This window comes from Luteimonas aquatica, assembly GCF_022662575.1.
In the GTDB taxonomy this organism is placed as follows: domain Bacteria; phylum Pseudomonadota; class Gammaproteobacteria; order Xanthomonadales; family Xanthomonadaceae; genus Luteimonas; species Luteimonas aquatica.
The window spans coordinates 57,188-69,851 of sequence record NZ_JALBFU010000001.1 but is presented as its reverse complement, the minus strand read 5'-3'; the positions used below and the strand labels follow the sequence as shown (position 1 = coordinate 69,851).

General features: G+C 70.9%; 9 protein-coding genes. 2 read left to right on the top strand and 7 right to left on the bottom strand.

Annotated features, from left to right (window positions below; genetic code table 11):
- Positions 1–41: 41 nt before the first annotated feature.
- From MD221_RS00315 to MD221_RS00290, 6 genes are all read right to left on the bottom strand, one after another.
- The gene (locus tag MD221_RS00315; protein WP_242106889.1) at positions 42–1,085 is read right to left on the bottom strand and encodes a TraB/GumN family protein; all 1,044 of its coding nucleotides are present in this window, start codon (positions 1,083–1,085) and stop codon (positions 42–44) included.
- Positions 1,086–1,104: 19 nt separating this feature from the next.
- Positions 1,105–2,043: a DUF1684 domain-containing protein gene (locus tag MD221_RS00310; RefSeq protein WP_425602209.1), complete on the bottom strand. Its 939-nt coding sequence runs from the start codon at positions 2,041–2,043 to the stop codon at positions 1,105–1,107.
- On the bottom strand, positions 2,040–3,899 hold the full coding sequence (gene mutL, locus MD221_RS00305; protein ID WP_242106885.1) for a DNA mismatch repair endonuclease MutL: 1,860 nt from the start codon (positions 3,897–3,899) through the stop codon (positions 2,040–2,042). The genes MD221_RS00310 and mutL overlap by 4 nt, the downstream gene beginning before the upstream one ends.
- 117 nt (positions 3,900–4,016) lie before the next feature.
- A complete protein-coding gene (locus MD221_RS00300) occupies positions 4,017–5,633 on the bottom strand; it encodes an N-acetylmuramoyl-L-alanine amidase (protein WP_242106883.1) in 1,617 nt (538 codons plus the stop codon).
- A 75-nt stretch (positions 5,634–5,708) separates the two neighbouring features.
- A complete protein-coding gene (gene tsaE / locus MD221_RS00295; protein ID WP_242106881.1) occupies positions 5,709–6,212 on the bottom strand; it encodes a tRNA (adenosine(37)-N6)-threonylcarbamoyltransferase complex ATPase subunit type 1 TsaE in 504 nt (167 codons plus the stop codon).
- Positions 6,213–6,220: 8 nt separating this feature from the next.
- Positions 6,221–7,681, bottom strand: a complete 1,461-nt coding sequence (locus tag MD221_RS00290) for an NAD(P)H-hydrate dehydratase (protein WP_242106879.1) — start codon at positions 7,679–7,681, stop codon at positions 6,221–6,223.
- A gap of 79 nt (positions 7,682–7,760) precedes the next feature.
- Here MD221_RS00290 and queG point away from each other — a divergent pair, with 79 nt between their 5' ends.
- On the top strand, positions 7,761–8,876 hold the full coding sequence (gene queG, locus MD221_RS00285; protein ID WP_242106877.1) for a tRNA epoxyqueuosine(34) reductase QueG: 1,116 nt from the start codon (positions 7,761–7,763) through the stop codon (positions 8,874–8,876).
- Positions 8,877–9,011: 135 nt separating this feature from the next.
- Positions 9,012–10,961, top strand: a complete 1,950-nt coding sequence (locus tag MD221_RS00280; protein ID WP_242106876.1) for a hypothetical protein — start codon at positions 9,012–9,014, stop codon at positions 10,959–10,961.
- A 69-nt stretch (positions 10,962–11,030) separates the two neighbouring features.
- On the opposite strand, the gene pgi is transcribed toward MD221_RS00280, so the two are convergent.
- The gene (pgi, locus tag MD221_RS00275; protein WP_242106874.1) at positions 11,031–12,542 is read right to left on the bottom strand and encodes a glucose-6-phosphate isomerase; all 1,512 of its coding nucleotides are present in this window, start codon (positions 12,540–12,542) and stop codon (positions 11,031–11,033) included.
- Positions 12,543–12,664: the final 122 nt, after the last annotated feature.

The following is a 12,664-nucleotide window of genomic DNA, read 5'->3' as shown; positions in this document are numbered from 1 at the left end:
CCGGCATGAGCCGGAATGACGGGAGGGCGGCCGGCGGCGCCTTACTGGGCGCGCGGCTTCTTGCGGTGCGCCGGCTCTTCCGCCAGCTTGCAGGCCGAGCAGATGCGCTCGACCGTATAGCCCTTCGCGCGCAGCTTCTCGACGATGCCGTCCTCGCCGAGCAGGTGCAGCGTGCCGACCACGACCATCTTGTCGTCGGTGCCCGGCGCGCTCAGCAGGCTTTCGATCTTCGGCACCCAGGCGTCGTTGCGCTCGACGTTGATGCGCTGGTACAGGCGCGGATAGTCGCGCTTCATCTCGCCGGCCATCTCGTTCCACAGCCTGGCCTCGTCGGCGGTGCGCCAGGCGCTATGCATCTGCTCGATCTGCTGGTTGCCCTCCCCGGCCTCGGTGATGGCCTCGTCGAGGAACTGCAACTGCTCCTCCCGGCTCATGCCGTCGAGGAAGGCGATCTGCTCGTCGGCCGTCTCCAGGCCCGAGGCCGGCTTCTTCGCCGCGGCCGCGGCGGCGATGAAATGCTGGTCGAGGCCGAGCTTGGCGTCGAGGCCGTACTTGTTCATCTCGATCAGCGTGATCAGCAGCCCCGCGTACCAGGGCTCGAAGCGCTGCAGCGCCTGCGCCGGCATGCCGATCTGCTCCAGGGCGCCCTGGTTGGCGTCCGCCCAGCCCTTGAGCTTGTCGCGCAGTTGCGGCGAAAGATCGCTGTCCAGCGTCTTGCCGTCCAGCCGCATCGCCGCCTGCGCCATGCGCAGGCCCAGCTGCGGCGAGGACATCTCGTCCGGTCCCAGTTCGAACACCAGCGCCTTGGCGTCGGCGAAGGCGCGGTTCACGTCCGCCGACAGCGGATAGTCGTCCGGCTTGAGCAGGTGGAAGGAACCGAGCAGGTAGACCGCGTTGTCCGCGTCCGAGACCTTCCACAGCAGCGGCAGCGGCGGATCTTGCGGCGGCGCCAGCACGATCGCCTCGGTCGGCGGCGGCGGGGCCGTCGGCGGCACGGGCGTCTGTGCGGCGACGGCGCCGACCAGCAGTGCGCAGGCGGCGGCCAGCGGCAGGAGGGCGACGCGCCATTTGGCGATCGGAATCATGCGCATGGGCTCCTGGCGGTCAATGCTTGAGTCCGCCGTACTGCTTCTCCCCGGCCAAGACCGCGAGGTCGAGCCGGTTCTCCGGCGGCGGCAGCGGACAGGTGGCGAACGGCGTGAAGGCGCACGGCGGGTTGTAGGCGCGATTGAAATCCAGCACCACCTTGCCGGCGGCGTCGGGCTTGCCGGCATCGAGGAAGCGCCCGGCGCCGTAGCTGCCGTGGCCGTTGGTGCGGTCGGCGAAGATCAGGAACAGGCTGCCGTCGCCCTCGTCCAGCGCCTCGATGCGGTAGGTCTTGCCGCCGCGCTGGAATTCCACGGCGCCCGGATTGGGGATGTCGTTGGTGTCGCCGATGATGTCGGGGATCGGCAGGGTCTTGCCCGGCGCATTGGCCACGAACCTGCCTTCGATCTTCCACGACGGATCGGCGGGCCAGTAGTCCAGGCCGGCGAAGCCGGTGCGGGTGTCCGCGTCGGCGTGCTTCACGCGCAGCGCGTGGCGCCCGCCGCGCTCGATCACCGTCAGCTTGCCCTTGCCCTGGTCGAAACCGATCACGCTCGGCGACTCGCTCTTGTCGTCGAACAGCTGCACCCGGCCCTTGAGCGGCTGGTCGTCGAGCGTCAACTCCGCGCCCCGCTCGGGCGTGAAGAACAGCTTGCCGTCCTGCTGCTGCAGCAGGCCCATCTTCTCCGGTCCCTTGGCCAGGCGGATGCCGCTGCCCGGGCTGCTGCCCAGGAAGTGGGCCTTGAGCTGGATCCAGTGCAGGCCGATCAGGCTGGTCCAGCCGTCGGGCCTGAGCAGATTCTCGCGCCGCTGCTGGCGCCAGGCGTTCTCCTCCGCCCGGAAGCCGGCGTTGGCGTCCTTGGCCGAGGCCGCGGCAGGCGGCCGCGGCGATTCGCCGCAGGCCGCGAGCGCGCCGCCGCACAACAACAGCCACAGCATCGTCTTGCGCATCGTCAGCGTCCTCGCAGGAACCAGCGGTCGATTTCCGACAGGGTGAAGCGCGCCCAGGTCGGGCGCCCGTGATTGCATTGCCCCGAACGCTCTGTGGCTTCCATCTCGCGCAGCAACGCGTTCATTTCCGGCACCGTGAGGCGCCGGTTGGCGCGCACCGCGCCGTGGCAGGCCATGGTCGAGAGCAGCTCGTCGCGCGCGGACTTCACGCGCAGGCTCTCGCCGTGTTCGCGCAGGTCGGTCAGCACGTCGCGCAGCAGCGCCTCGGTGTCGCCGTTGGCGAGCAGCGCCGGGACGCTGCGCAGCAGCAGCGACTGCGGCCCGGTGCGCGAAAGCTCGAAGCCGAGCTCGGCCAGCGTCGCGGCCTCGCGCTCGGCGATGTCCGCCTCGCGCTCGCTCACCGCCACGCTGCGCGGCACCAGCAGAGGCTGGGTACGCAGGCCCTCGCCGTCGTGCGCGTTCTTGAGCTTCTCGTAGCCGATGCGCTCGTGCGCGGCGTGCATGTCGACCACGATCAGGCCGTCCGCGGTCTCGGCCAGCACGTAGATGCCATGCAGCTGCGCGATGGCGTAGCCCAGCGGCGGCACGCTGTCGTCGCGCGTCTCGGGCAGGCCGTAGTTGGCCACCACCGGCGCCTGGCCCGGCGTCGCCCGCATTGAAGGCGCCGCGGCCCCATCGCCGTAGAGCGCGGCATAGGCGGCGCCCGCCTCGTGCACGCGCAGCGACAGGCCGGCCTGCGACGAGGAAAACGACCCGCCGTTCGACGGCCAGGCCGGCGCGCCGCGCGCATAGCCTTCGGCCATCGCCGCCGGCTGCGAGGCGTCGGTGGACACCGCCACGCCCATGCCCGCGCGCGTCTGCGACAGGGCCTCGTGCAGGGTGCGGTAGACGAAATCGTGGATCAGGCGCGAATCGCGGAAGCGCACCTCATGCTTGGCCGGATGCACGTTGACGTCGACCCGCGTCGGGTCCAGTTCCAGGAACAGCACGTACGCCGGCTGGCGGCCGTGGAACAGCACGTCGGCGTAGGCCTGCTTCACGGCATGCGCGACATTGCGGTCGCGCACGCTGCGGCCGTTGACGTAGAGGTACTGCTGGTCGGCGCTGGCGCGCGAGTACACCGGCTGCGCGATCCAGCCATGCAGGCGCAGGCCCGCCGCCTCGTGCTCGATGCGCAGCACATGCTTGGCGAATTCGTCGCCCAGCGTCTCGGTGAGGCGTTCGCCGGAGAACAGTTCGCGGCCTGCCCCCGCTTCCGAAAAGCCACGATACCGCCGCGACGGCTTGCCGTTGTGCGAGACGCGCAGCTCCACGTCCGGGCGCGCCAGCGCCAGCGAACGCAGCCATTCCTCGATGTGGCCGAGCTCGGTGCGCTCGGCGCGCAGGAACTTGCGCCGCGCCGGCACGTTGTAGAACAGGTCGCGCACCTCGACCGTGGTGCCGCGCGGGTGCGCCTTGGGCGCCGGCGCGCCGACGCTGCCGCCCTCCACCTGCAGCGCCGCACCGCGTTCGTCGTCCTCGCGGCGCGAGCTGAGCACGAACCGGCTGACCGAGGCGATCGAGGGCAGCGCCTCGCCGCGAAAGCCCAGCGTGGCGACCGATTCGAGATCGTCGAGCGATGCGATCTTGCTGGTGGCGTGGCGGGAGACCGCCAGCGGCAGCTCGTCGGCGGCGATGCCGCCGCCGTCGTCGCGCACGCGGATCAGGCGCACGCCACCCTCCTCCAGGTCGATGTCGATGCGGCGGGCGCCCGCGTCGAGCGCGTTCTCGACCAGTTCCTTGACCACGGAGGCGGGCCGTTCGACGACCTCGCCCGCGGCGATCTGGTTGATGAGGGTGTCGGGAAGCTGTCGGATGCTCACCCGCAAATCATAAGGGAACGGCCGCGGCGGAACGAGGCGACGCCCCGCCGTCCGCCCCCTATGCGATGGCTTCCGCGTCCGTGCGATCCGGGCACGCCGCAGGCAGGCCGCGTGCGATCAGGGGCTGCCGCCGCCCGCCGTGCCGCCGCCACCCGCATCGGCGCGGGCGGCATACATCGTCCCGGGCGGAGGTTGCTGCTGGAAGTAGGCGTCGATGCCGCCGAGCACGGCGCGCGCCAGCGTGCGCTGGTAGGACGGGTCCGACAGGCGCCGTTCTTCCTCGGGATTGGAGATGAACGCGGTTTCCACCAGCATCGCCGGCATGTCCGAGGTGCGCAGCACCGCGAAGTTGGCGCGCTCGATGCGCGGCTTGTGGTTGTTGCCCACGCGCGAGAGGCCGCTGAGCACATGGCCGGCGGCGTCCTCGGAGGCCTTCATGTGCCCGCTCTGGGTGAGGTCGAGCAGCACCGAGGCCAGGGTGTTGTCGGAGGCCGGCATGCGCCCGCCGATCAGGTCGGCGGCGTTTTCCTTGTCGGCGAGCCAGCGCGCGCGCTGCGACGAGGCGCCCTTGAGCGAGAGCACGTACACCGAGGAGCCGCTGGCGCTGCGGTTCTCGGCGGCGTCGGCATGGATCGAGACGAAGATGTCGGCCTTGGCCGAGCGCGCCAGCTGCGCGCGCTGCGGCAGCGGGATGAAGACGTCGCGGTCGCGGGTCAGGTAGGCCTTCAGGCCCGGCGTGGCGTTGATCTGGCGCGCCAGCTCGCGGCCGATCGCCAGAGTGACGTCCTTCTCGCGCTTGCCGTTCAGGCCGATCGCGCCGGGATCCTGCCCGCCGTGGCCGGGATCGATGGCGACGATCAACGGACGCATGCCGCGGGTCCAGGCGCGGGTCGGCGCAGGCGGCGGCGCCTCCTCGGAAGCGGGCGCCTGCTGGGCCGACGCCGGATTGACCGGCGCCGGCACGCCGGTGGCGACGCGCGTGGGCACGCCCGTGGCGATCCGGGTCGGGATGCCGGTGGCCACCCGGGTGCCCGGCGGCAGGGAAGACGGGGTCGGCATCGTCCGCTGCAGCGACGGATCGCTCGTTGGCTGCGGCTGCGGCGGCGATGCCGGGTTCGAAGCGGTTTGCTGGGCGCCGGCCTGCTGGGTGCCGGAAGGCGCCACGGTGGAGGCGATCAGGCGCGAGGTGGCCGCAGCCGAAGCGGCCGCCAGCTCGGCCTCGGTCGGCGCGGGAGCGGTGGTCGGCGCAGACGCCGCCGCGGAGGCCGCGGGTGTGGGTGCGGATGCGGCCGGGGCACGCGGTGCGGGCGAGGCGCCGCCGGCCACGGCCTCGTCGCCCGGCCATTCCAGCACCAGGCGGTTGCCGTCCGGCCCTTTCTCGAAACGCGGCTTCAGCGGCACCACGGCCGCGCCCAGATCGAAGACGACGCGGGTCGTGCCCGGCACCGGATGGCCGGTACGCACGGCCTTCACCAGGCCCGCCGGCGCCGGCAGCTTGGCGCCGCGGCCCAGGGTGGTGCCCGGCAGGTCGACGACCAGGCGGTCGGGGCCGCTCAGGGACAGGATCTTGTATTCGGCCTGCTGGTCCAGGACCAGCTCGGCGCGGGTGCCCGTGGCGCCGGCACTCACGCGCAAGTGATTGATTTCAGAGGCGCGCGCGAGATTCCAGGCCAGCGCCGCCAGGAGCGCCAGCCCGAGCAGGAATTGTTGGAAAGTGGCCCCCTTCACGCGCATGGGCGGTAGTCAAGCACCAAGCGCGGATTTTTGCAATCAGTTTTCCCTTACAAATCCGCAGCCTGCCGGTCTTTGCTACGGAGTCGATTCAGGAAACGCTCGCAAGCGACCAGAATCCTCCAGCCGGGCCAGCCACGCCTCCCCGGCGGAGCTGGCCGGAACCAGCGCGGCGATTCTTCCGGTCCCGCGGACGGCCAGCTCGACCCGCAGGTCGGCCGCGGGCAGGCCGCCCCGCCCGCGCTCGGGCCACTCCACCAGCCACAGCGCGGCGTCGCTGTCGTCCAGGCCGAGGAATTCGAGTTCGCCCGCGTCGCCGATCCGATACAGGTCCAGGTGCAGGGCCTCGCCGCGCGCGATGTCGTAGCGTTCGACCAGGGTGTAGGTGGGGCTGCGGATGCCGCCTTCCACGCCGAGCGCGCGCAGCCATGCGCGCGCGAGCGTGGACTTGCCGGCGCCGAGATCGCCGTGCAGGTACACCACCGCGCGCCCGGGCTGCGTCGCCGCGAGCGCGCGCGCGAGCGCGTCGGTGTCGTCGCTCTCGCGCAGGAACAATGCATTCGGAAACGGGCGGTCAGGCATGGTCGCGCTCATGGATTGGCCAAGCCTCGCACGTGCGCGAACAAGTCGGAAGGGAGCAGGCCGCGTTCGCCGCCCTCGCGCGCCGCGGCATCGCCCGCGGCGCCGTGCAGCAGCGCGCCGCAACAGGCGGCGTCGAAGGCGGCAAGCCCCTGCGCGCGCAGCGCGGCGATCACGCCGGTCAGCACGTCGCCCATGCCGCCCACGGCCATGCCGGGATTGCCCGCCGCGATCACGCACGTGGTCTCGTTCGCGCAAGCGACCAGGGTGCCCGCGCCCTTGAGCACGACGATGCAGCCATGGCGTTCGCACAGGTGACGCGCAGCGGCATGGCGGTCGGCCTGGATTTCCCGCGTGGAGATGCCCAGCAGGCGCGCGGCCTCGCCCGGATGCGGAGTCAGGATGGCATCGCCCGGCAGCGACCGGGGCGCCGACGCCAGCGCGTTCAAGGCATCGGCATCCAGCACCAGCGGTTTTTCCGCGGCCAGAACGGCATCGAGCAGGCTTTCCCCCCAGGCGTCGCGGCCGAGCCCGGGCCCGGCCGCGATCGCGTCCGCGGCATCGAGCAAGGCTTGCAAGTCTTCGGCTTGATCGATGCCGTGCGCCATCGCTTCCGGCCGCCGCGCGAGCAAGGCCGCCACGTGTTCGGCGCGCGTGGCCACCTCGACCAGGCCGGCGCCGGCGCGCAGGGCCGCCTCCGCGCACAGCACGATCGCGCCGCCCTTGCCGTGATCGCCGCCGACGCACAGCACCCGTCCCGATTCGCCCTTGTGGCTGTTGCGGCCGCGTCGCGGCAGGTAGCCGCGCAGTGCGCTCGGCGCAAGCAACCTTGCCGCGGGCGGCAGGGCGTCCAGCATCGATGCCGGCACTTCGAGCGAAGCGGTGCTGCGCGCGCCGACGTATTCGAGCGCCGCGCCCGTGGCCAGCCCCGGATGCGCCGCGATGAACTGCACGGTGCGCTCGGCGCGCACCGCCGCGCCGGGAACGCATCCGCTGTCCGCATCCACGCCGCTGGGCGCGTCCAGGGCGAGCACCGGCGCGGACGAGGCATTGATCGCCTCGATCAGCGCCGCCGTGTCCGCATCCGGCGCGCGCGAGAAGCCGATGCCGAACAGGGCATCGACGATGAGGTCGGCGTTCGCCAGCGCATCCTGCGTCGCATCGGCGTCGCCGCCGCCGTCGAGGTAGTCCTGCCGCATGCGCCGCGCCAGCGCGCCGCGCGGGGCTTGCGCAGGCCATTGCAGCACGCGCACCTGGCGACCGGCCTCGCGCGCATGGCGCGCCACCACCCAGCCGTCGCCGCCGTTGTTGCCGGGCCCGCAGACGACCACCAGGCGACGCGCGCGCGGCCAATGCGCCAGCGCCTCGTGCCAGGCGGCCAGGCCGGCGCGCTGCATCAGCGCCTCCTCGCCGCCGAACGCCTCGGCCCGCGCCTCGATGCGGCGCAGCGCACTGGCGTCGTAGAGCGGCATCGCCGGGATCGCAGGTTCGATGGCAGCGTCCTCGCCGCGCTGACGGCGCGGTTCGATGCCGCGATTCTATACTTGCGCCATGTCCCTCCAGGCCGCGACCGTCCCGCTCGACCCCGCCGCCGCCGCGCTGCGGATCAAGGCGCTCGCGCGCGAGGCCGGTTTCCAGCGCTGCGGCATCGCCGGAATCGAGCTGGGCGCCGACGAGGACCACCTGCGCGACTGGCTCGCCAACGGCCTGTACGGTTCCATGGACTGGATGGCGCGGCATGGCGACTTGCGCTCGCGCCCGCAGGAACTGGTCCCGGGCACGCTGCGGGTGATTTCGGTCGGCCTCGACTACGGCCGCGGCGACGACGAACAGGCCTGGCGCACCCTGGCCGAGGGCGAGCGCGCCTACGTCGCGCGCTACGCGCTCGGCCGCGACTACCACAAGCTGATGCGCAACCGGCTGCAGAAACTGGCCGAACGCATCGCGGCGGAGATCGGCCCGTTCGGCCACCGCGTCTTCGTCGATTCGGCGCCGGTGCTCGAACGCGCGCTGGCCCGCAACGCCGGCCTGGGCTGGATCGGCAAGCACACCTGCCTGATCGACAAGGACGGCGGCTCCTGGTTCTTCCTCGGCGAGATCTACGTCGACCTGCCGCTGCCGCTCGACCCGCTGGCCAGCGCGCATTGCGGCACCTGCGCGCGCTGCATCGACGTGTGCCCCACCCAGGCCATCGTGGCGCCGCACCGCCTCGACGCGCGGCGCTGCATCGCCTATCTCACCATCGAGCACGAAGGCGCGATCGACGAGGCGCTGCGCCCGCTGATCGGCAACCGCATCTTCGGCTGCGACGACTGCCAGCTGGTCTGCCCGTGGAACAAGTTCGCCAGGCGCAACGACGAACCGGATTTCCGCGCCCGCAACGACCTCGACAACGCGACGCTGGCGCAGCTGTTCGCCTGGAGCGAGGAGGAGTTCCTGCAGCGCACCGAAGGCTCGGCGATCCGCCGCAGCGGCTACCGGCGCTGGCTGCGCAATATCGCGGTGGCGCTGGGCAATGCGCCCGGGTCACCGGACGTCCTGGCCGCGCTGGAATCGCGACGCGACAGCGCCGATCCGATCGTTCAAGAACATGTGGCCTGGGCGCTGGCGCGCCATGCCGGCGGCACCTGCGCCGCCGCTTCGCCTGGCCTCGCACCGGCCGACTAGTGCGGTCCGACGGCCGGCGTGAAGGGTCGCCGGCCCGGTTTGCGATCTATGCGAGCGAGGCTCCGCGCCTGCCACGCCCGCACGTCCGGCATCCGGCGGCCTCGCTCCCCCGAGGACCTCTTCCAAGGAATGCCCATGAGAACCCTGCCTGCCGCGCTGATCCTGCTCTCCAGCCTCGCCGCCCCCTCCCTCGCGCTCGCCCAAAGCACCTCGGTGACCGTGGACAAGGTGCGCTACTGCCGAAGCATCTGGCCGTTCTGCAACGACACCACCGATCCCGAATACCACGCCTGGGCCGATTTCGACGTCCCCGACTCCTCGCAGAAGCAGACCTACATCGCGCGCTACAACGAGCCGGCGCGCGAGAACACCGAGAACATCGTGTTCCTGGCGGCCGGCACGCGGCTGGGCGACAGCGGCGATCCCACCTGGGTGACCGGACAGACGCCCTGGGAAGGCCACGCCGGGCGCGAGCACCAGTTCGGCAACACGATCCAGGACAATTCGCTGGCCTACCGCATTTTCTCGCAAGGCATCTATTCGCGCAGCAACACCTTCGTCGGACTCGGGTTCGATTCGCGCTATCGCGGCGGATTCCAGGATTGGCATCTGGACCGCATCGTCAACGCCCATTTCGCCTGGCTGACCAGCAAGGTCGATCCCGCCAAGCTCAAGTCCGTGTACCTGGCCGGCCACAGCCGCAGCGGCGCCTTGGTGCTGCGCCTGGCCAGGAAGTTCAAGGAAGCCTTCCCCGATGTTCCGGTCATCGTGGATGCGATCGAACCGGTCGCCCGGGCCTACGACTGCTGGGTCTGCACCGGCGACGACGATCGCGACCGCCTCGGCATGAGCATCCACAACGGCTACATCAACAACCCGACGGTCAACTTCCCCGCCAACACGGGCGGGCTCAACGACAAGGGCAACTGGTCGTGGAAGACCGACCTGCAGGCGCAGTTCCCCAACAAGACCTATCTGGCGCTGAACAACTACCTCAACGGCGGGCACATGCCCGCGTCCTTCCCGCTCAACATCCCGCAGGAGACGCGCTCGCTGACCCACATGAGCGGCAACGAACGGTTCCTCGATCTCGGCTGGCTCTACCAGGAATGGTTCCCGGTGCCGCACGATGCCGCCTGGCACGTGCAGATCGCCCAGGATGCCGGTCTCGGCGTCATGGACCTCGCGCTGGACCGTCTGCGCGACCGGCTCGACATGTTCGCGCGCAACATCGCTCCGCAGGCCACCGCCACCGCGTCCTCCACGTTCGACGGTTACGCCGCCGGACGCGTCAACGACAAGAACCTCGATTCGCGGCTGGGCGGGGACTACAGCTGGGCCAATGCCGGCTACAGCCAGGATCCGCAATGGCTGCAGCTGCGCTGGCCCAATGCCGTGCGCACCGACTACGTCGAGATCATCTCGTCGGAAGGCTACCCGCTGCAGCGCTTCGAGCTGCAATATCTCGACCCGGCCACCAATGCCTGGGTCGCGGTCACGCCGCAGCAGGGATACCCGAGCAAGCTCGGGGTGACCACGCGCCTGTATTTCGACGCCGTCACCACCAGCGCGATGCGCCTGGTCGACATGGCCGGTCCCGAGCACCAGCCCGGCTTCTTCCGGGTCAACGAGATCCTGGTGCGCAACGCGCCGGAAACCCTGCCCAACATCGCGCCGCGCGCCACCGCCAGCGCCTTCTCGACCTATTCGGGCTATTCGCCCGCCAAGGCCAATGACGGCGACGCCAACACCGCCCTGGGCGGAGAGTACAGCTGGGCCAACGGCGGTTACGAGCAGAATCCCGCCGACGTCTGGTTCGAGCTTGCCTGGCCGAGCGCGGTGCGCACCTCGATGATCCAGGTCCATTCCACCCAGGGCTATGCCCTGCGCGGCTTCGACGTGCAGTACTTCAACGGGTCCGGCTGGGTGCCGGTGCCCTCGCGCGTGTCCAGCACGCTGGATACCACGACCACCGTCAGTTTCGACGAGGTGCAGACCACCAGGCTGCGGCTGATCAACTTCGTCGGCCCGGCCAACCAGGCGTTCTTCTACCGGATCAACGAGTTCCAGGTCTTCGGCAGGTGAGGGGAAGCCTCCGCGCGGCGAACGCGATTCGCCGCGCGGAGGCCTTATACGTGCGATGCGTCGGTACGGTCAGCCGGCGCGGCCGAGGATTTCCGCGAGCAGCGCCTGCGTCACGGGATCGTCGGCCCCAATCTCCCCGCGCAGCGCCGGCAGCAGGCGGTTGGCCACCTGCTTGCCGAGCTCGACGCCGAACTGGTCGAAGGCGTTGATGCCCCAGGCCACCGACTGCAGGTAGACGCTGTGCTCGTACAGCGCGATCAGCTGGCCGAGCGACTCGGGCGTGAGCGCGTCCAGCAGCAACAGCGTGCTGGGACGGTTGCCGGCGTAGCTGCGGTGCGGGTCGTCGTTGGCCTGGCCGTTGGCCAGGGCCTCGGTCTGCGCCAGCAGGTTGGCCAGCAGCGCCAGGTGGTTCTCGCCGTGCGGATCGTCGCCGCGCGCCACGCCGATGAAGTCGGCCGGCACGATCTGCGTGCCCTGGTGCAGGGCCTGGAAAAAACTGTGCTGGGTGTCGGTGCCCGGACCGCCCCACCACACCGGCACGGTCTGCTCGCGCAGCGGCGCGCCGTCCAGGCGCACGGACTTGCCCAGGCTCTCCATCACCAGTTGCTGCAGGTAGTTCGGCAGCAGCCGCAGGCGTTCGTCGTAAGGCAGCACGGCCTGGGTGGCGGCGCCGAGCGCGTTGCGGTTCCATAGCGCGGTCAGCGCATGCCAGACGGCGAGATTCTCGCGCGGCGCCGCGTTCAGCGCGTGCGCGTCCATTGCGGCGGCGCCGGCCAGCAGCGCCTCGAAGCGCTCCATGCCGATGGCCAGCGCAATCGGGAAGCCGACCGCCGACCACAGCGAATACCGTCCCCCGACCCAATCCCACATCGGCAGGATGCGCTCGGGCGCGACGCCGAACCTGGCGGCGCGCTCGACGTTGGCGCTGACCGCATAGACGCGGCTGTCGTCGCCGAGCCAGTCGCGGACGATGCCGCCATTGAGCAGGGTCTCCTGGGTGCCGAAGGTCTTGGAGATCAGGACCGCGGCGCTGCGCGCCGGATCGAGCCCGGCCAGGGTGCGCTGCGCGGCGGCGCCGTCGACATTGGACAGGAAATGCACGCGAAAGCGTGCCTCCGGCAGGCGCAGCGCGTCGGCGACCAGGCGCGGACCGAGGTCGGAACCGCCGATGCCGACGCTGACGATGTCGGTGACGTCCGAGGCCGACAGCGCGTCGATCAGCGCGGCCATGCTCGCGCGCGCCTCGCGCGCCTGCACGGACGCGGCGTGGGCGACGGCGACGCGGGAAAGATCCCCGCGCAGCGCGGTATGCAGCGCGGCGCGGCCTTCGGTGGCGTTGACGGTCTCGCCGTCGATCAGGCGTCGCATCGCACCGCTGAAATCGGCGCTCTCGGCCAGTGCGAACAGCGCATCGAGCGCGACGCGATCGTAGCGCTGGCGGGCGAAGTTGGCGTACAGCGCGCCAGTTCGCACCGCGAAATCGCCGGCGCGTGCGGGATCGTCCGCGATCAGTCGGGCGATGGGCGCCTCTTGCAGGCGCGCGGCGGCGTTTCTCAGGACTTCGAAATCCACCGTCGCCATCCTAGAACCTGCCGATGCGCTGCCCATGGCTCGCGCGGGGACTGTCTGCGCGCAGGGCAAGGAAGAGTGAGGAAGTGGATGCCGATCCACGACCGATCGATGACGCCGCCCTGCGCGCAGAC

Coding starts and splice junctions, on each gene's coding strand:
- tsaE (WP_242106881.1), bottom strand. CDS start 6,212: ATGCCTGACCGCCCGTTTCCGAATGCATTGTTCCTGCGCGAGAGCGAC.
- MD221_RS00290 (WP_242106879.1), bottom strand. CDS start 7,681: ATGCCGCTCTACGACGCCAGTGCGCTGCGCCGCATCGAGGCGCGGGCC.
- queG (WP_242106877.1), top strand. CDS start 7,761: ATGTCCCTCCAGGCCGCGACCGTCCCGCTCGACCCCGCCGCCGCCGCG.
- MD221_RS00315 (WP_242106889.1), bottom strand. CDS start 1,085: ATGATTCCGATCGCCAAATGGCGCGTCGCCCTCCTGCCGCTGGCCGCC.
- MD221_RS00280 (WP_242106876.1), top strand. CDS start 9,012: ATGAGAACCCTGCCTGCCGCGCTGATCCTGCTCTCCAGCCTCGCCGCC.
- MD221_RS00300 (WP_242106883.1), bottom strand. CDS start 5,633: ATGCGCGTGAAGGGGGCCACTTTCCAACAATTCCTGCTCGGGCTGGCG.
- pgi (WP_242106874.1), bottom strand. CDS start 12,542: ATGGCGACGGTGGATTTCGAAGTCCTGAGAAACGCCGCCGCGCGCCTG.